Annotated in this window: 18 protein-coding genes; 8 read left to right on the top strand and 10 right to left on the bottom strand. The window is 52.5% G+C overall.

The genetic code is table 11. From position 1 onward, the window contains the following. Window positions 1–41: 41 nt before the first annotated feature. On the bottom strand, window positions 42–860 hold the full coding sequence (locus NGM66_RS08865; RefSeq protein WP_208910904.1) for a DNA/RNA non-specific endonuclease: 819 nt from the start codon (window positions 858–860) through the stop codon (window positions 42–44). A 260-nt stretch (window positions 861–1,120) separates the two neighbouring features. Between NGM66_RS08865 and NGM66_RS08860 the strand changes: the two genes are divergently transcribed. The 3 genes from NGM66_RS08860 (at window position 1,121) to NGM66_RS08850 (ending at window position 2,283) form a co-directional block, all read left to right on the top strand. After that, complete coding sequence (locus NGM66_RS08860) at window positions 1,121–1,660, top strand: hypothetical protein (RefSeq protein ID WP_208910905.1); 540 nt, start codon at window positions 1,121–1,123, stop codon at window positions 1,658–1,660. Window positions 1,661–1,717: 57 nt separating this feature from the next. Continuing rightward, entirely contained in the window at window positions 1,718–1,891 is a 174-nt protein-coding gene (locus NGM66_RS08855) for a hypothetical protein (RefSeq protein ID WP_208910906.1), read from the top strand. A 68-nt stretch (window positions 1,892–1,959) separates the two neighbouring features. Continuing rightward, window positions 1,960–2,283 carry a transposase gene (locus NGM66_RS08850; RefSeq protein WP_208910907.1) on the top strand — a complete coding sequence of 108 codons (324 nt, stop codon included), beginning with the start codon at window positions 1,960–1,962 and terminating at the stop codon, window positions 2,281–2,283. 533 nt (window positions 2,284–2,816) lie between these two features. On the opposite strand, the gene NGM66_RS08845 is transcribed toward NGM66_RS08850, so the two are convergent. From NGM66_RS08845 to NGM66_RS08825, 5 genes are all read right to left on the bottom strand, one after another. Then, complete coding sequence (locus NGM66_RS08845) at window positions 2,817–3,461, bottom strand: HAD family hydrolase (protein ID WP_208910908.1); 645 nt, start codon at window positions 3,459–3,461, stop codon at window positions 2,817–2,819. Between the two features lie 259 nt (window positions 3,462–3,720). Beyond that, a complete protein-coding gene (locus tag NGM66_RS08840) occupies window positions 3,721–5,052 on the bottom strand; it encodes a C1 family peptidase (RefSeq protein WP_208910909.1) in 1,332 nt (443 codons plus the stop codon). A 237-nt stretch (window positions 5,053–5,289) separates the two neighbouring features. Beyond that, window positions 5,290–5,934: a TetR/AcrR family transcriptional regulator gene (locus tag NGM66_RS08835; protein ID WP_208910910.1), complete on the bottom strand. Its 645-nt coding sequence runs from the start codon at window positions 5,932–5,934 to the stop codon at window positions 5,290–5,292. A 1-nt stretch (window position 5,935) separates the two neighbouring features. Beyond that, complete coding sequence (locus tag NGM66_RS08830) at window positions 5,936–7,117, bottom strand: ABC transporter permease (RefSeq protein ID WP_208910911.1); 1,182 nt, start codon at window positions 7,115–7,117, stop codon at window positions 5,936–5,938. Further along, window positions 7,095–7,838 carry an ABC transporter ATP-binding protein gene (locus NGM66_RS08825; RefSeq protein WP_208910912.1) on the bottom strand — a complete coding sequence of 248 codons (744 nt, stop codon included), beginning with the start codon at window positions 7,836–7,838 and terminating at the stop codon, window positions 7,095–7,097. The genes NGM66_RS08830 and NGM66_RS08825 overlap by 23 nt, the downstream gene beginning before the upstream one ends. A 472-nt stretch (window positions 7,839–8,310) precedes the next feature. Here NGM66_RS08825 and NGM66_RS08820 point away from each other — a divergent pair, with 472 nt between their 5' ends. Beyond that, the gene (locus tag NGM66_RS08820) at window positions 8,311–8,553 is read left to right on the top strand and encodes a hypothetical protein (protein WP_208910913.1); all 243 of its coding nucleotides are present in this window, start codon (window positions 8,311–8,313) and stop codon (window positions 8,551–8,553) included. A gap of 220 nt (window positions 8,554–8,773) precedes the next feature. Here the strand turns inward: NGM66_RS08820 and NGM66_RS08815 are convergent, their stop codons facing one another. Next, the gene (locus tag NGM66_RS08815) at window positions 8,774–9,241 is read right to left on the bottom strand and encodes a MarR family winged helix-turn-helix transcriptional regulator (RefSeq protein WP_208910914.1); all 468 of its coding nucleotides are present in this window, start codon (window positions 9,239–9,241) and stop codon (window positions 8,774–8,776) included. Between the two features lie 161 nt (window positions 9,242–9,402). Next, a complete protein-coding gene (lepB, locus tag NGM66_RS08810) occupies window positions 9,403–9,996 on the bottom strand; it encodes a signal peptidase I (protein ID WP_208910915.1) in 594 nt (197 codons plus the stop codon). A 350-nt stretch (window positions 9,997–10,346) separates the two neighbouring features. Here lepB and NGM66_RS08805 point away from each other — a divergent pair, with 350 nt between their 5' ends. Next, window positions 10,347–11,540 carry a multidrug effflux MFS transporter gene (locus NGM66_RS08805; RefSeq protein ID WP_373418483.1) on the top strand — a complete coding sequence of 398 codons (1,194 nt, stop codon included), beginning with the start codon at window positions 10,347–10,349 and terminating at the stop codon, window positions 11,538–11,540. Window positions 11,541–12,165: 625 nt separating this feature from the next. On the opposite strand, the gene NGM66_RS08800 is transcribed toward NGM66_RS08805, so the two are convergent. Then, a complete protein-coding gene (locus tag NGM66_RS08800) occupies window positions 12,166–13,374 on the bottom strand; it encodes a condensation domain-containing protein (RefSeq protein WP_208910916.1) in 1,209 nt (402 codons plus the stop codon). Between the two features lie 173 nt (window positions 13,375–13,547). Between NGM66_RS08800 and NGM66_RS08795 the strand changes: the two genes are divergently transcribed. Further along, the gene (locus tag NGM66_RS08795) at window positions 13,548–14,072 is read left to right on the top strand and encodes an acyl-CoA thioesterase (RefSeq protein ID WP_208910917.1); all 525 of its coding nucleotides are present in this window, start codon (window positions 13,548–13,550) and stop codon (window positions 14,070–14,072) included. 152 nt (window positions 14,073–14,224) lie between these two features. Continuing rightward, on the top strand, window positions 14,225–15,346 hold the full coding sequence (locus NGM66_RS08790) for a D-alanyl-D-alanine carboxypeptidase (protein WP_208910918.1): 1,122 nt from the start codon (window positions 14,225–14,227) through the stop codon (window positions 15,344–15,346). 182 nt (window positions 15,347–15,528) lie between these two features. Here NGM66_RS08790 and NGM66_RS08785 read toward each other — a convergent pair whose 3' ends face one another. Then, complete coding sequence (locus NGM66_RS08785; RefSeq protein ID WP_208910919.1) at window positions 15,529–16,080, bottom strand: GNAT family N-acetyltransferase; 552 nt, start codon at window positions 16,078–16,080, stop codon at window positions 15,529–15,531. Between the two features lie 123 nt (window positions 16,081–16,203). Here NGM66_RS08785 and NGM66_RS08780 point away from each other — a divergent pair, with 123 nt between their 5' ends. Then, window positions 16,204–16,851: an NAD(P)-dependent oxidoreductase gene (locus NGM66_RS08780; RefSeq protein WP_208910920.1), complete on the top strand. Its 648-nt coding sequence runs from the start codon at window positions 16,204–16,206 to the stop codon at window positions 16,849–16,851. Window positions 16,852–17,363: the final 512 nt, after the last annotated feature.

Genomic DNA, 17,363 nt, shown 5'->3' with positions numbered 1-17,363 from the left:
AAGGCCCGAAACTTTTGTCCCAGGCCCCTAATTTTCACCCCTTAAAAGCTGCTAGCGGGATTGCCATACTGACTGGTCCCCGTACTATAGTTGATTTTGACGCCGGCTTGGATATTAAAAATATAGACGTTATAAGAAATACCGGTATTCTTCACAGATTTGGCCTGCATGTGAACACCCCGTGCGACCAGCTCATTGCCCCGAAAGACGGGCTGCACCTGGTAACGCACGTAATCATTGGGGTGGCTCTTCAGGTAACTGGCTACCGGATTTTCATACGCCGTCATGCCAGGGTCGTTCAGCGACCGGGTCCCGGTCATCAAGTTTTTCAAATTGTTGTTTTGCCCGGTCAACTGATAGCCAATCAAATGACTACGGTTATATAGGTAGCCCTTCTTGCCGTTGACCGTGTAGGCCTTGTTCTTCCAACCAGTGGGACTGACGTACAGCGGCTGCCGTTTAGCCGTGGGCATGGTACTCTTGCTCAACAGCGCATTGGCCGTGGTCACCCGATTCAGGCTGTCCAGGTCGCCATACGTGGCCCAGGCGCCCTTCTTGGTCGACAGCTCGGCCGTGGTGAAGGTCGGCTTGTTGTGGTTGACCGCCACGATTTGGGTCCCGGTGTATTTCTGGTCAGCCAACGCCTTGGTGGCCACAGACTGCTTAGGCGTGGTCGTCGCTGAGCCCGCGTTCTGACTACTACTGGAACTGCCCACCAGGCTAGTCGCAACGTCCGTAATCTTACGGGCAGTCGGATTGCCCTGGCTGCTCAATGCCCCCACAGCCCCAATCAAAATTACCGCAATCGCTGTATAGATGGAGACTTTCCCTCGACGACGCCCCCGATATCGTTTGCTCATTTTCCTCTTCCTCTCATCTCTTCTAAAGTGATAGCTCTAGTTTACCAAAAGAACATACGTTTGTCTTCTTTTATTAGTTATTAATTATTGATTTTTAATAACTAATAATGATTATTAACGACTGTCACCGCAACTTAACACTTTTTTAACTGGGTACAACCGATTTTACCAGTAACCCCATGCTATACTAGTCATATAGAAGTAGGCGGTTTGTGTGTCGCGCACAAAACTGTTATTATTTTGGATGAGGTGATTGAGATATGAAGAAATCCCGTATTTTTGCCGCCGCTCTGAGTCTCGTGGCCATCATGGCTGTGGGCTTAGCCGGTTGCAGCTCAAGCAGTCAGTCCGGGAGCAATCAACAAGCTAGTTTTAAAAACAAAACGACGAAAAAGTCAGACGTGAAGTCCACGTTAACTAGTTCTAAGCAACTCTGGTACGTCACGGGTTCCGTGAACGCCAAGAGCAACTCCGGCCTAGAAGCCTACCGTTTCAACAGCAATGGTAAGGCCACGGTCTACAACGTCAACAAGATCTACAAGTCTTACAGCGCCGCTAAGAAGGACAATGCCTTGAGCAAGGTGGGCACGCTCAACACCACCTTCAAGACCAAGGGTGACAACACTGTCATTAAATTCAAAGGGAAGCTGTCTGACATTCCAATGACGCAAAAGTTTACGGTCAAGCAGACGTTGACGGGTAAAAATAACGCCGCTAAATTAAAGGTCGCCGGTTATCACATTAACCGCGACGTTGACAATGACGTGACGAAAGCCGTCTTGGTTAAGGTTGCTGAATAATCTATCCGCAAACGGTGCCGAACTTTTCGGTGCCGTTTTTTTCTTGGGAGGAACCCTATGATCAACAAATTTATCCCGTGGGGCGGCGGCCTGCTAGTGCTCGGCGGCGTCTTACTTTACCAACAGTATCGTCATCTCAGTGGCATCGTTATCTTGGAGACCGGTCTACTGGGCATCGCCGTCATTTTGGGGCTCTTGCATCTTTGGAGCCTGTGGCGGAATCGCCGTTAGAAAAAATGGTCCATTAACTGACAGCGCTTTCTCTTTGGGGTATGATAGGGCCAAAGGAGCGTGACGATATGTTTAAAGACAAGTTAGCGGCCCCACAAGTGTCGGCCGAAGAAATGAAGGAACACCGCGACCGTTTTTCTGCATTGATTGCCGAGTATCCGTGGCTGATTCCCGCCACCGTTTCGCTGGAAATCATTCCAGTCACCGTAATGATTCATGGCTTCTGGAAGAACCGGCAACTCAAGAAGCAACTCCTGATTGAAAAGGAACATACCAAACAACGCCAGCTCGGTGGCGGCTGTCACCACGGCCACGGCGGCCATTGCCATCACCATCCGGACGGTAAGCCCCAACTGTTGGCTGGTCCCCATCACGGCCATCATCGGGACTAAGGGCTCTGTGTCAAAAAATCAGATTAAATCTAAATGGACTGGGCAATTGACCGCTCAGTCTATTTTTCTTAATAAAATCTTAATATTTAAACCAATATGCTAAAACTTATCAATAACATCAGAAATATAAATTTATCTCGATGACAATGACTTAATATCTCTGATTTTATATAAAAATATGCCTTAAACGATTAGAAAAAAGTAATCCAACCCCCGTTCAATTGCCGGAATCATCGAAAAACGATAGTCATTAAGATGATTCTAATGATAAGCATTATCAGACTATAAATTTTCTTCACAATTTCTTCACAATTGCCAGCTAGGATACAAGCATACCAATAAAAACCTATTAACCAACCTTTTTTCATTTTATTCACCAAATAAAATGAACGGCTTGCCCTAACCAAGCGAGTCGACGCCGTCCTCTAACCAGGGACGGTTTTTTTTCGTCAAAAAAAGTTTGGGAAAAACCACCCAAACTTCGCTCACGAGCTTAACTAGCCGAAACCCGCGCCTAATTCTCTATTGCCAATCTATCTAAAAATCATCAGTAATGCCGCTGGCGTCCGTAACAGGTACGTCGGCTTTTCGGCTTTCACGGAAGCCGGATCTGCGGCTCCCCACATCGCTGCGGCTGTCGCGATTCCCGCGTTATTGCCCATCTGCATGTCGTATTTGGCATCGCCGATCATGACGCTTTGTGCGGGATTCAAGTTGAAACGGTCCAGCAGGCTCAAGATGCCGTCCGGCGCTGGCTTATAGTGCGCCACGGTGTCTGACCCACTGATGGCCTCAAAGGTCTGACCCAGGCCAATTTGGTCCAAATTTCGCTGCAAGGGAACCGAATGCTTGCTTGAAACAACAAACAGCCGCGCGCCCCGCTTCTTGAGGGCGTCCAAGGTCGCTGCCATGCCGTCAAACAAGGTGATGCCCAACTTCTCAGCCTCGTGGTACTGCGCACGAAACTCCGTGTACAGCTCTTCTAAGGCGGCGTCACTCAAAGACTCCGTTGCCATTTTGGCAAAGGAGACTTCAATCGGCACGCCCATGTAACTCACGACGGCATCACGACTAGGAACCGTTAATCCCTTGGCCGCGTATGCTTTTTGGGTCGCCAATACGGCTACATCGCGGGTATCCGCGAGGGTACTATCAAAATCAAATAAAAAGTTGTGCATCCTATCACCTCATCAGTTTGTCTCGTCAGCGTCTGCTTTAATTCTACGCGTTATGTAGCGGTGATTACCAGTCCTAACCCATTTTTTACTGAAATTTCTGCCGAGATGTTTCACATGAAACATTGCCTAAAAAATAGCGTGGGACGAAAGGCAGTTAGTTGGCCCAGGCTTCAACACCAGCTACTTGGAGATAACAAAGGGTCTGAGACTTTTGCCTCAGACCCTTTGTTATCTCTGAACTTCTATTGCTGAAATCTGATTAAGCTAAGGAATCCCACGGTGCCAAAACGTGTGGCTCCGCGTTCAAGAGTGCTTGTTGGGCCGACGTCAAGAAACGCTTGTGGACGACAACTTCATAAACGAAGTCATCGAGCCATTCATCGGTCATCACGAAGTACCCTTTGTCACCATTCTTTTCGCCCCAGCTGTTTTCAACTTTCCAACGGTTAGGCGCGTCATCCACCAAATTGACACCGGTCAGCGTCATCGCGTGTGACACGTTGGCTTCACCCGTGGCAAGACGTTGGGCCTTGGTCAGGCTCAGGTCCACGCCAAACAGGTCGCTGATCTGGAACAAGTGGCTATCCAAGAAGCCGCGTTCTCTGCTCATCTGTTGAAGCACATCATTGCCAAACCAGACCGCTTCACCGCTTTGTAATTGGGCGACAGCGGCGCGTTTCATCTCCGCCAGCGGCAGGTTCAAGAAGGTAATGTGCTTGCCACCGACGATATTTTCCTGACTCGGCAGGCGGTATAGCTGATCAAAGGCCTTGTCTGGTGAGTTGGAAATGACGACATAATCATCCAGGTCAATGTCAAAGTAATCCTGGAAGAAGCCCTGTGGCGTCAATCCCGCGGCCCGGTGGAGCTTATGGTCGTCGTCCTTGAATTCCAGGTCAAACGTTGCGGGCGGTTCGCCAAACGCGTAGACCGCCATCCGGTAGATTTCCTTTAGGGCTTGAGCCCGCGTTGCCGCAATCTTTTCTTCGCTGGCACCGTCTGCGACCAACTGCCGCAACGCCAAAGCATCCTTACGTAATTTCAAATTCATCGCCGCACCAATTCCGGTGGTATCGTTGCTGTTAAAGGATTCTGGCATGGCGCTGGTCGGCACGACCCCGTACTTTTGCACGAGCGCCGCCCCCATCGCCCATTGCCCACCATCATTGTCGGGACTCTCCAAAATACTGGCCACTTCGCGGTCATCCAAGGGCTGGTCGGCCGTACGCAAAATGCGGTCATAGAAGATGTTAGCCCGTTCGACCCGGTCCCAGAAGAACAGATAACTCTGAGACAACTCAAAATCTTTGACGTGGTACTTGGCCGCAAACTGATGACGAATCACATTCAGCGTGGCAAAGAGCCAGCAACGTCCGGAATGCTTTTGGTTGGCCACTTTACCCGTGGGTAGTTCGACAGAGAAGGTCCGGTTCAACCGAACAGCGGCTTGGGGATCTTCAGACGCCGCCAACACCCCATTTTTAATGGTAGCGCGGCTGATGACTTGATGTGCTGGCTGGGCCTGTAGATCGGCCTGCAGGGCCGCAATCTCGGTAGTGGTTAGTTCATGATCTAATTTTGTTTCTGGCATAAAACGAACTCCTTTCCGGTACCCTCATGAGAATTCTCATTATAATCTCATAATTTAGTTGTTTTCATTCTAGCGCTTTCGTTTGGCAAAGGCAATTAAATTCTGACCTAACGCATCAATTTCACCGGTGTCCGGCCAAACCTGGTGAAGCCAAAACGGCAGCGGTTAGCTGGTTTCAACACCAGATATTCGGAGACAGAAAAGGCCTGAGACGCTTATCCCAGACCCTACCAATCCTTATTTAGGGGCCAAGCCCTTTTCCAAGAAATCAATCATGAGCGGGCCCGCCGTCGTGACCGGTTCAGCGGCCAGATTGCTGCGGACAAACTGGCTGACCATGGTCCCAATCATGAACTGGGCGATGCGGTCGTTGGGCCAATCCACTAGCTCCCCGTCGGCCTTGAGCCGCTCCAACAAAGGATACAGGTTACGCTGCACCAGCGGCACCGCGCGCTTCAGAAATTGTTCTCGCAAGTCCGCCCGCACCATGATTTCCGTCGCCAGCACCCGCATGACCTGCCCGTTGTCCTGCAAAAATTGCAGCCGATCCGTGACGACCGCCGTGATCAGGTCGTGGCGCGTCATGTATTCTTGTCGGATCACCTTGGCCGCAAATTCCTCGACCAACCGCGGCAAGACCTCCGTGGTAAACGGCGCCAGCACGGCCGCCAGCAGCTCATTTTTCGTCTTATAGCGCCGGTAAACGGTGCCCTCAGCCACGTCGGCGCGCGCAGCAATTTCCTTGGTGGTAGTGTTGGCAAACCCGTGGGCCGCGAACAGCTCGAGGCTCGCCGCCAACACCCGTTTCTGTTTTGGGGGAATGTCCCCGCTGGCCGCCATCACGTCTTGAAAGGCGGTTTGAATATTCATTTCCTGTGTCATGTTAGACCCTCCGATAGCGTTTCATCCCAACGACATTGAGTACCGTAAACAGTGCGGTGAAGCCCACTAGAATTGCCAGCTCACCAGCAACGCCACTGAAGGTCATCCCCCGTGTCGCCACATTCATCAGCGCATTGCCGCCGTAGTATAGCGGGAAGATGTGGGCGATCCACTGCAGCCAGTGGGCCATCTGGTCGACCGGGATCAGGCCGGAGAAGAAGACCTGCGGCACGATGAGGATGGGAATAAACTGCATCATCTGGAATTCTGAATTGGCAAACGTCGACACGAAGATTCCCATCGACAGCGCCACCAACGCCAGCAAGAAGTTGATCAGTAAAATCAGCCAGACGCTCCCTAACATGTGAATCTTAAAGACCGTCAACGCAAATGTCACGGTAATCAGCGTTTGGACCAGGGCAAATAGCCCGTAACCCAACAGGTAGCCGCTGATGATCTCGCCGCGGCGAATTGGCGTGGCTAACAACCGCGTCAGTGTGCCCGTCGTCCGCTCATTCAGTAGGGAAATTCCCGAAATCAGGAAGACAAAGAAGAAGACGAAGAATCCCAGCAGAATCGGTAAGAACGTATCGAAGAAGGTCGAGTCCGCGCTACCGTACAGGTAATGGCTGGTCACCGTGTAGGTCTTGGGGGCCTGAAGCTGGGTCTTAGCGGTCGCCGTCGCTGACGGCCGCTTGCCTTGTGACGCAGCCATTTGTTGTTGCTGGGCCATGACCGCCTTTAACGCCTTGGCCTGCGTGGTCAGCGCCTGCTTTTGTGCCTTGGTCGCTGCCACCAATGCCTGAACCCGCAGCTTGGTCAACCCGCCCTGCAAGGCCTGCCGTACCAGCGCCGAATCACTGGGCTGGCTGTTTTGGTAGGTCACCGTTAGCTTGCCTGACTTTTGCTGAATGAAAGCTGCCAAATTATCTTCTCGCACCGCCGTCTTAGCGGTCGTCGTTTTGGTGTAGTGATGGAGCTTAACGTGCTTGTTCTTGACGGCCTTGACCAGACTGGTATCGACATTGCTGACACCGATCTTGGCCACCGAATCTGAGTTGGTATTAAATAAGAAATACATCAAAGATAAAATAAATAATGGCGCAATGAACATCAATGCTAACGTTCGCTTATCCCGCAGCATTTCTCGAATGACCCGTTTAAATATCGCGATGACTCTCATCTTGTAGCCGCCCCGCTTTCAAAAAGACTTGTTCGATCGTTGATACCGCATATTCGTGCTCCAGGTTCTGTGGTGTGCCCTGAGCCAACGCGATGCCCTCACGAATCAGCATCAGGTAATCACACCGCTCGGCCTCGTCCATGACGTGGGTCGTCACCAGAATCGACTTGCCGGCATCCCGCAGCTGGTTAAGTTCCGCCCAGATCTGTTGCCGCAACTCGGGGTCGATTCCCACCGTCGGCTCATCTAAGATCAAGAGGTCAGGGTCTTGCACCAACGCGATTGCCAGTGATAACCGCCGTTTCATCCCCCCAGAATAAGCGGACACGCGGCGGTCTAACGCATCCGTCAAATTGACCACCGTTGCCGCATGCGTAATGGCCGCGGTTAATTTGGCCTTCGGCACGCTCATCAGTTCCGCAAAGAACCGAATATTTTCGCGCGCCGTCAGGTCTTCGTAAAGGGCATCGCTCTGGGCCATGTAGCCGATGCGCTGCATGATCTTACGGTTAGGCATCGTGACACCCAGCACCGTGGTCGTGCCGGCATCGACCTTCTCCATCCCCAAGATTGCCTTCACCAGCGTGGTCTTACCCGCCCCAGACGGGCCGATCAACCCCATGATTTGGCCCGCGGGTAACCGTAGACTGATTTGCTTCAACACCGGATTATCGCCAAAGGACTTGGCCACATCCGTGACTTCAATGGTATTGGTGCGCATGAAAACCCCTCCTTTGCAATAATGAGTGGACACTCACTCATTTCTGTCTTTATCATAGAGCGTCTACCCGGGAAAGTCAACGCTTATTTGTTAGCGGTTTTATTACGGGACTACGACCAGTTCTAAAGTGGTGAGCCTACGCGGTAGAACCTAGCCGTGACAAGCTAAGGCTTCGTATTGCCATCTGCCCTCCACCTCATTTCTAGACGTAAACCTTTCGCTTCTTTAATTGCTCCTACAATTACCAGTATGCTGAGATCGTTCCAAAATTAAGAGGCGGAAACATGTTATGAAGACTATGGTTAAGAAAACATCGCGATTGCTTGCGGGGATAATGTTGTGTACACTAGAGGCACAGACTGAATTTAGCGCTGAAGTCTGCTCTCAAAAAAGCTGGTTTTAACAATTACTGGACCGGCGTTTTAGCAAAGACTAGCGCCTTCCTATCCTTCTAAAAGGGACGCGAATTTTAATGAAGAATTTATACAAGCGATACCGGGTACAACTCACCAATTACTTTGACAGCATCGAACTGATGGCATTCATTATCTTGTTGATTGTCTTCGCCATAAAGGGACCAATAGATTTGTTTACCAATGGTCACTACCACTTACTTAGCTATATCGGCCTTTCAATCAAGGCAATTATTAGTGTCGCCGTGTCATTTATCATCGTCTTCATCATTGATTGTATCAATGCCAATCGTAAATCTTAATCTGTATGCTAAAATAACCAGCAAGATAACACGCTTGTCTTTGCTGGTTATTTTTGTTCTTTGTCAGTTGCTGGGAAGCATTCGAGAGGTTCAATTCATTCTGCAAATTGGGCCTCTTTTTTGACTCGACTTTTAAAATCGATTGGCCAATCACAATAACTGTCGGCAGGCGGCTCAGGCCAGGCCATGTGGCTAGTCATCTTTTACCGGTCACTTTGACTTACTGATTTTTCGGTGCGGTCTTTCCCGGCGTCTCGTTGGCCACGGCGCGCAAGGCCACCTGGCGAATCTGGGCGACCAGCGCATCGTGGTCTGCGGCCGGCACGTCGGTCAGCAATTGGTCAGCGACCTCTTGGCGCAGCTTCACGATTTCTGGGTACAGGGCCTCACCGCGTTTGGTCAACGATAACTCATAGACCCGCTTATCGGCCTTGGACTGGCGTTTGCGGACATACCCCAGATTCACCAGCTGATTGACCGCGCGGGTCACATTGCTGGGGTTCAGATACGTCAGGGCAATCAGTCGGTCTTGCGTCAACCGCGGCTGCTCATGAATCCGCAAGATGTAGTAGTACATGCTGGCGTTGAGCCGGTATGGCTGCAGGCGCCGGTCCAACGCAATTCGGGTATAGCGATTGGCGATCGACAACCATTTTAAAATGTCAGGATCATTGCTACTGGTGACCATAGGCACCCTTCTCTCCTAAAATTACGTGCGCAAGCATATACTAAATTGGATTTGTTGTCAAGCAAAGGCCGCAGTGACGGCTGCCATCAAAAAAAGAGCTCGGCAGCAATGCCCCTAGCTCTTCTCTTCAGCCCGATTAACGTTCAGGCCACATTTTTAAATTAGTAGGCCAGCGAATTGATATTTGCCCGCCGCGTCTTGTTGGAAGCCCAGAATGGCACCTTGACGACGCCCAAGACCTTGTCCTTATCAACGAAGCCCCAGTAACGGCTATCGTTAGACACGCTCCGATGGTCGCCCAACACGAAGTACTTGCCCTTAGGGACGACCGTGGTAATGGCCTTGCCATCATTCCATTTCTGCGTCTTTTGGAGGCTGGCTAACGTCCAGTTACCGGTCCCCGAAGTCCGTTCACTCTTAGAAATGAAGCTTTGCTTGATCTTTTTGTGGTTAACGTAGATGTACCCATTCTTGCTGGTTACGGAATCGCCCGGCAAGCCAATGACCCGCTTGACGTAATTGGTATTGGCCTTGGCAGAAGGATCTTCACCGTGAGCATCGAATACGATCACGCTTAAATGCTTGACCTTCGCTTGCTTCCAGGCAAAAACCTTTTCGTTGTTTTGCAGGTTCGGTTCCATAGATGGCCCGTCAACCCGCACCCGGGTAAAGACAAATGACTTAATCGCAAAGGCGATGGCCAACCCGATGATCACCGGAATGATCCAACTCATAACTTCCTTGATTGCTTTCATGCTGCCGCTCCTTAATATTCAAATATTCATATACTGTTATCATACACCCCCGCCGTGGCCAGGAAAACTTTTCGCCATCTAAGGGGGTCGAGTTTAATCTTACCATTTACTGACCAAAACGCCCACGTTTTCGCTAAAATTAATCCGAGAGAATTCTCATCATCGGATTTTTCCCGGTCTAACAGCGTTTAGCACCGTTTACACCAACCTTACGATTTCATTACGAGCACCAACAGTGCTTGCAAATTTTGGGGATTCCAGCAATAATTAGAAAAAACAATGAGAGCCAGCCTGATGTCCCACTGACTCGCGCAATCATTTTAATTTTATTTATGAAAGGCTGACTGCTTTTGAATCCTACACTGACACGGCGCCGGCAAATTTGGCTGACGCTGTTACTGGGGACCGTGAGTGCGACCGGCCCCCTGGCCATTGACCTGTACCTCCCGGCGCTACCGCAAATGAAGGTCCAATTTGCCACCAACGCCTCGCTAATGCAGCTGAGCATCACCGCCTGCCTGATTGGGCTCGCGTTGGGCCAGCTGATTGCCGGGCCGTTATCTGACCAATATGGCCGCCACAAGCCTCTGATTACGGGCTTTGTCATCTTCGGGTTGGTTTCGCTGGCCATGGCCTTTATCCATTCGATCACCCTGCTGATCATTTTACGCTTTATCCAAGGCCTCGCCGGTGCCACCGGTCAAGTCCTGGCCCGGGCCGTGGCGCGCGACCTCTTTTCCGGCAAACGCCTGACACGCTTCTATGCGCTGCTTAATACGGTCAATGGCGTCTTTCCCATCATCGCGCCGATTATTGGGGGCGTCATGATCCACTACGTCGACTGGCAAGCCATTTTCATCTTACTGGCCATCATCGGCTGGGTCATCGCTTTGGCCGTGGCATTTGGCCTTCACGAATCCCTGCCCGCTGACCAACGCCAGACTGGCGGCTTTACCACTTCGCTGGCAGCCATGGGCAAGCTGGTCGTTCAACCCGCCTTTTGGCCCTTGATTCTAGCCACTGGCTTGGTTTACGGCGGCCTGTTCAGCTACATTTCCGCATCGACCTTCGTCTTTCAAACGGGCTTTGGCCTAGCGCCGCAAACGTTTAGCCTGCTATACGCCTTTAATGGGCTGGGCATCGTGGTCGGTAGTAACTTGCCCGGCCAACTGGCAAGTCGCTTCACCAACCGCCAACAAGTCACCAGTCTATTGACCCTAGCGGCCGGCGTCAGTGCGATTTTGCTGGCAACGCTGTTATTCCCGGCTAACGTCTGGGTCGTGAGCGTCTTGATTCTGGCGCTGGTCATCTTGATTGGCGCGCTGCTCACGCTGACGGTCACCATCATCATGGACCAAGCCACCAGTAATGCCGGCGGGGCCTCCGCGGTAATTGGTCTGGCACAAAATGCCTGTGGCGGCCTGGCATCACCGCTAGTTGGTCTGTCCGGTAGCTCATACGCGGCCATGGCCACGATGCTGTTGATCTGCAATGTCGGTGCACTCGGCTTGGTACGGTTCCAGGGACACACCGCGCGACAATAAGCGATTGACAACGCTGTGTTGGTTAAGTGAATTCCTCCAACTCCCAGTGTTTTTAGCCATTTCGCGGTGACTGGGCGACTTTCAAATCGTCTAACCCCCTGGTTTGTGAAAAACATGCTACACTACACGTACAGACAACGTTAAGGATACCGCCTCCTTCTTAGCACTCCCCCACGGCGCGGTAAACTTATCAGCTTAAACTTAAAAACGTCCGGTGCACTTCGGTGTCCGGGCGTTTTGTCTATCGTATTTAACAACGTTGCGTGGTGCTCGCCGACTTACGGTTGATCAAACCAGTTACCTGCGGCTGTCAGGCATTCCGCCTGCTATGGGGGACACCTCCAGCCTGAAAAGCGGGCTTCCGGTTCGCTTGAAAGCCTCGCCAAAATCGCGAGTCTTCCAAGTCGCCCCACGCTGTAACCTGGCCCAAAACGCCAGGTAACACCGTCGACACAGCTGGCTACACGCCTGACCGCCTCCGGTATGTTTGCCACTCGCGCGGACATGGCAGTGGTCCACCCCTCAGAACTCAGTGTTCTGGGTCCAATGATTCACGCCGGACGACCACGACAACTCTGTGAGTGGAACGCCTGACAGCCACAGGTGAATGCCATCCGGGTAACCGCTAGTTGCCGCGGCCCCACTGGGTCAGTTGGGCGACGACATTTTTCAAGATTTTGATGCCCAGCTGGTAGTCCGGCTCCGAGCCCAACATTCGAAAGGCCAGCGTCCACGCGTCGTGGTACACGCTGACGGTCAGTTGGAAATGCGGCATCGTGCGGTAGGCCCCGGCAAAGTAGATCTGACTGACCGCGGCCCCGGCAAATTGCAAGCGGGTATGGTCGATATGACCGAAGTTGGCAAAGGAAATAGCCGCTTGCGGCCGGTGTTTACCCGCTAAGCGCCGGACCAATTGTGGTGGTAACGCACGGCTCATGCGGTTGAGCTCGACTAACGGCGGCAGGTAGGCCAATTCGGCGCGCAACTGACTGATGGTCGCCTGCGTGCGCTGAACCACGTCCGCCAGTTGGTCGCCGGCTTCTACCGTAATGGGAATCGGCATTTCGCTGGTCAGGTTCGCGACTTGGACCACGTTGGTTGCCACGACCGGACCGTGCAACCGCAGATCCACTTGATACGGGATCACCAGCCGATTTTCACCGGTCAGGGCAAAGAGGGCCAGTGCGTACGCCGATAACAAGACGGCGTTCATGGTCACATTTTCCGCCTGCGTGCGTTGGCGCAACCGCCGACTGACGACGCGCGGAATCGTGGCCTCACCGCGGTGGTGGTGGACATCCCCCCGTAACCGCGGGAAGGTCTCATCCGAGTTGCCGTTCAACGTCGGCAAGGCGCGATGGGGATGGCGCAGGTGGGCCAAAATTTTCCGCACGCTGCGCTCATTGGTAAAGTTCGCCAGGTCCTGCCCATCGTAGGCCGCCGCCAACAAGTAGAGGTAGTGTTTGAACCCCTCACCGTCCGTCAACAGGCGGCTCATCGACAACCGCAACGCATCATAGTCGGGATGATGGAGGACTTGGATCTTCAGTTGCGGACCGGCTAAAACGTCTAAGGCCGCACGTCCCGGGTCATGGGCGGCCGTAAATTCTTCGATCACCTGGTCCAAGACGTCGGTCTCAACTTCGAACCGATTCCAACGTAAATTGTAGCGGCCCAACACCTGTGGGACCACCGTTTGTGTCGTGGCAATCGCGGTCTTCAACCGGTCCACGTCAATGGGGTGCGTCAAACTCAGTGTACACTCGAGCAACGGATACGTTTCCGCCAAATCTAGCGTTGGCATCAAGTCCAACGGTTCACCATGATAGAACATGCTAACACCCCTCCTTGCTGATTTACCCACAGTATAGCAAAGCTCCTCGCGTTGACCGCAGCATTTTACTCAGATATTGCGAAAAATTAATAAACCCGTAACCTACCGTCAGTGTCGCCGTTTCTCAGGGACTCTGTTAAAATGGGGGCAGCAAAAATAATGAGGTGACTCTTTTGACCAATAAACCAGCTCCCGTTTCCTGTAACGCCACGCTCATCGTGACCAGCCACCGGGTGTTTCAACCCGATCTCAACGAGCACGACTCCGTTTTCGGCGGTAAGATCCTGTCACTGGTCGACGACAGTGCGTCCGTGGCGGCCGTGCGGTTGACCCACAAGACTGTGGTGACGGCTTCTTTTGACCACGTCAGCTTTCTGCGGCCATTTCATCTGGACGATTCCATGTTCTTGGAAGCCTACGTGACTGGTACCGGGACGCGGTCGCTAGAGGTCTTCGTCAAAATTATTGGCGAAAACCTGACGACCGGCGAGCGTTTCGTCGGCTACACCTGCTTCATTACCTATGTCATTGAAGACCCAACGGCCAGCGACCCACTGCCAGACGTGGCGCCCGTCACCGCTGAGCAGCGCTACATTTGTGCCGGCTATGACAAACGAACCGCACAACGTAAGGAACGCCGGATCGAACAGCGCGGATTGAACGCCCACGTCACGGTCTCCTCACCGTGGCCGATGTAATGTTTCATGTGAAACATCCAGAAGTTACCTTAAACTAGCGCGGAACTGGGACTTACCTGGCACCGCGCTAGTTGTGTCTAAACTTCCGATTGTCCTCCCCGGTCGCAACCCGTATACTGAGGTGGTACCGACTATTCTAGGGGGAATTTAACATGAAAAAGATGGTTTGTCTCACGTTGCTCGCCGCCACGATCGGTCTCAGTGGCCTCATCTCGGCACAGGCGACAATCAAAACAAATTTTACCAATATTCATTACAGCGAAGACCTTTTTGAGCACGGCAAGTTCACCGACGTTGCCTATCATGCCAAGAGTCGGACCAAAAATACTTACATTTGGAACGATACACATACCAAAAAGCTCTACAACCTCAAATCATATCCAAACTACACTTGGTTCAAGCTGGGGACGGCGACATACAAGGGCAATTCTCACTGGATGAAAGTCGTCAACGCGGTCAATAGTAAGACCGGCTGGGTTTACAGTCCGCGTTTGACGAAGGGCTTCAATCCCAAGGGGTATCAAATCACCCGCCGCAGCTACGCGCAACCCAAGTACGCCGGCAAGACCTACCACGTGACCAGCGCCAAGAAAAACGCCTATTTGTGGAATTGGACCCACACCAAGAAACTTCTGAACTTGAAGCACTATACGAACCAAAATCTCTCCCAGATTCATTCTGTTCTGGTGTCCCATCAAGGGAAAACGATGTGGTACTACTACACGAGCGTTAACACGAAGAAGGGCGACATTCGGGGCTACGTTCGCAGTGATCAGGTCACCCTGGGCAAAACCACGGATCACCAGGGCCAAAATATTTTGTATCCCGACGCCTTTGTGACGACCAAGGATTACCTGCAATACATCAACCAAAGCAAGTACCAGAAGCTGGCCCGAGCAATTGTGAAATTGTTCCCGAATACGCCAGTCGACCTGGGCTTATCGCGAATCGCCGCATTTAACTACGCCACCAATGATACGTGGGATGAAGACCCGGATGAACCGGTCGCAACGACTGGCTACACCGACATCGTGCCCTTTAAGACCGTCGCCGCCTATCTGATGACCCACAAGAGTCAAACGAACGCCCAAAAGCTGGCGGGCGTTGAGAAGGCCCTCAACAAGGCCGGCTATACTAAGGCCAAACGCGCTAAGTTGACCAACTACCGCTTAGGAATTTACATCCTAAACAATGTGATGGGCGGTAAATACGACGAAGCCGGTGACGCCCACAAGGGGAACTGGTACGGCCTAATCATTGGCAAGACGGATTAATCTTTTGCTCACAAAAAATGAGAGACTACCGTGATTTACGGTTGGCCTCTCGTTTTTATTTGCCGAACTTTTAAAGGTAAAAATCGACCAGAGTCATTGTCGTAGTACGCCCTGGCACGATAAACCGGCTTGCGTGTAGCGACACAGCCTGAGTTAGCAGGCTCTCGGCTACAAGGTGATTGTTAATCCAGCACCTGAGCGCTCTGCCACTCGCGGTCCAAGATGCCGTAGCTGTACAGATCCAGCCAGCGGCCGTCCTGGAACACGCCTTCGCGGTTGACCCCCTCGCGGACGAACCCGACCGCCTCGTAGGCGTGGATGGCCGCCAGATTGTTGGCATTGACCTCCAAAACGACCTTGTGCAGGCCCAGCTCGTTGAAGGCAAACGATAGAATCGTGTTCAGCGCATCCTCGCCAAAGCCCTGGCCGCGGTCACTGACGACGGGCAAAGCGATACCTAATGTGGCCCGGCGATTTTTAAAATAAACATCGTCGAGCACGACCCACCCCAGCAGCCCGTCATCGGCGTTGGCCCGGATCATGAAGAAGAACCGCTCATTGTTGTCGGGGTCCGCCGCGAGTTCGCTATAATCCGTGGCTGTCCACGGGTGAAAGGCATCCGCCGCCAAGTTGCGCAACAGCCCGTCTTCCCACTGCGTATCCTGTAGCCACTCGGCATCCCCATCACGCATTTCCGTCAAATGAACCAAATTTCCTTGAACAACATCCTTCATCGTACCCGACCCCCTGTGTGTTTTGTTCCTACTCTACCACAGGTTGTGACCGAGCCAAAATAGTTGGCGGCCACCACCATCTAGCCTATACTGAACCCAGCTCTTAAAGGAGGAATTCCATTTATGAAAATTATGGTAATCGGCGCCACCGGGATGGCCGGCTCGGCCGTGGTCGCCGAGGCTTTGCGGCGGGGACATCAAGTCGTGGCCGTTGCGCGTTCCGCAGAAAAATTAGCTGCGCTGGGCACTAACGCTAACCTCACCACCCAGGTGACTGATGCCTTTGCCCTGACGCGTTCAGACCTAACGGCGGTCGATGCCGTGGTTGACGCCTTTGCGACGGCTCCCGCGCAGGCTTACTTACACGTGGATCTGGCCGCGCACCTGGTAGCCCAACTGCGCGAGACGACGACACCGCGGCTAGCCTTTATCCTGGGCGCCGGAAGCCTCTATACCGGGGCGGACCATCACCTGTTCGTGCGTGATCTGGAAAAAGACCCACACGCCGCCGACTTCATCCAAGTCCCGCAAAACCAGCTCAAGGAACTGAACTTCCTGCGTGACGTCGACAACGTCAACTGGGTCGGCGTATCGCCAGCCGCTGATTTTCATGCAGGAGCCGCCGTGCCCGCCCTGTTAGGGACCAACGACTTACTGGTCAACGCGGCCAAGCAATCTGGCACCAGCGCCGGTACCATGGCCGTCACCATTTTAGACGAGCTGGAACGCCCGCAACACCACCAGACGCGCTTCACTGTCGCCGATAAATAATCATCCCCGAGTGCCTGAGACTAAATTGCTCAGACACTTTTTGAATAGTCGGATTTGAAAGCGGAAATAACGTGTTGCTCCCTGGAACGAAAGTATTTTGTCCGCTAAAATTAGTTAAACTAGGGGGTTTGCGTCAACCAGGGGGTGGTACTTATCCGTAACACTGTGTTGGCTAGGGACAAGATTAAGTCGATTGTTACTGACCAGCACACTTGTAGCCGAGAGTTCACCAAATATGGGCTCAGCCGTGGGAGTTCCCTTGACGGTGGGTCTTGGCCGTTTAGGGAACTGGCGTCTTTGAGACGTGTTCTTCGGCTCAAAGCGAGGCCGAGACCGCTTCTCAGGCTCGGTCCGGTCCGCCCACCGCGTTCCAGCCCATATTTGGTGAACGGTAGGCGGCCAGTTTCCGCTACGCCGCCGTATCATCGCGCGGCGTTTTTTCTACCATTAGTCAAGTACTAATCCCGGTTTAATCCCGTTTCTTTTATGTGTCATTGGGGCTATCGGGTAAG

Origin of the sequence: Levilactobacillus yiduensis (assembly GCF_024718525.1) — a bacterium.
GTDB lineage: Bacteria > Bacillota > Bacilli > Lactobacillales > Lactobacillaceae > Levilactobacillus > Levilactobacillus yiduensis.
Note: the sequence above shows the minus strand (reverse complement) of the source record. Positions and strands in the feature narration are given on the sequence as shown.

What these genes read in the sequence shown, in the direction of transcription:
- NGM66_RS08845 (WP_208910908.1), bottom strand. Translation starts at nt 3,461, where the DNA reads ATGCACAACTTTTTATTTGATTTTGATAGTACCCTCGCGGATACCCGC.
- NGM66_RS08835 (WP_208910910.1), bottom strand. Translation starts at nt 5,934, where the DNA reads ATGACACAGGAAATGAATATTCAAACCGCCTTTCAAGACGTGATGGCG.
- NGM66_RS08820 (WP_208910913.1), top strand. Translation starts at nt 8,311, where the DNA reads ATGAAGAATTTATACAAGCGATACCGGGTACAACTCACCAATTACTTT.
- NGM66_RS08830 (WP_208910911.1), bottom strand. Translation starts at nt 7,117, where the DNA reads ATGAGAGTCATCGCGATATTTAAACGGGTCATTCGAGAAATGCTGCGG.
- NGM66_RS08790 (WP_208910918.1), top strand. Translation starts at nt 14,225, where the DNA reads ATGAAAAAGATGGTTTGTCTCACGTTGCTCGCCGCCACGATCGGTCTC.
- NGM66_RS08785 (WP_208910919.1), bottom strand. Translation starts at nt 16,080, where the DNA reads ATGAAGGATGTTGTTCAAGGAAATTTGGTTCATTTGACGGAAATGCGT.
- lepB (WP_208910915.1), bottom strand. Translation starts at nt 9,996, where the DNA reads ATGAAAGCAATCAAGGAAGTTATGAGTTGGATCATTCCGGTGATCATC.
- NGM66_RS08850 (WP_208910907.1), top strand. Translation starts at nt 1,960, where the DNA reads ATGTTTAAAGACAAGTTAGCGGCCCCACAAGTGTCGGCCGAAGAAATG.
- NGM66_RS08860 (WP_208910905.1), top strand. Translation starts at nt 1,121, where the DNA reads ATGAAGAAATCCCGTATTTTTGCCGCCGCTCTGAGTCTCGTGGCCATC.
- NGM66_RS08825 (WP_208910912.1), bottom strand. Translation starts at nt 7,838, where the DNA reads ATGCGCACCAATACCATTGAAGTCACGGATGTGGCCAAGTCCTTTGGC.
- NGM66_RS08780 (WP_208910920.1), top strand. Translation starts at nt 16,204, where the DNA reads ATGAAAATTATGGTAATCGGCGCCACCGGGATGGCCGGCTCGGCCGTG.
- NGM66_RS08865 (WP_208910904.1), bottom strand. Translation starts at nt 860, where the DNA reads ATGAGCAAACGATATCGGGGGCGTCGTCGAGGGAAAGTCTCCATCTAT.
- NGM66_RS08840 (WP_208910909.1), bottom strand. Translation starts at nt 5,052, where the DNA reads ATGCCAGAAACAAAATTAGATCATGAACTAACCACTACCGAGATTGCG.
- NGM66_RS08855 (WP_208910906.1), top strand. Translation starts at nt 1,718, where the DNA reads ATGATCAACAAATTTATCCCGTGGGGCGGCGGCCTGCTAGTGCTCGGC.
- NGM66_RS08800 (WP_208910916.1), bottom strand. Translation starts at nt 13,374, where the DNA reads ATGTTCTATCATGGTGAACCGTTGGACTTGATGCCAACGCTAGATTTG.
- NGM66_RS08815 (WP_208910914.1), bottom strand. Translation starts at nt 9,241, where the DNA reads ATGGTCACCAGTAGCAATGATCCTGACATTTTAAAATGGTTGTCGATC.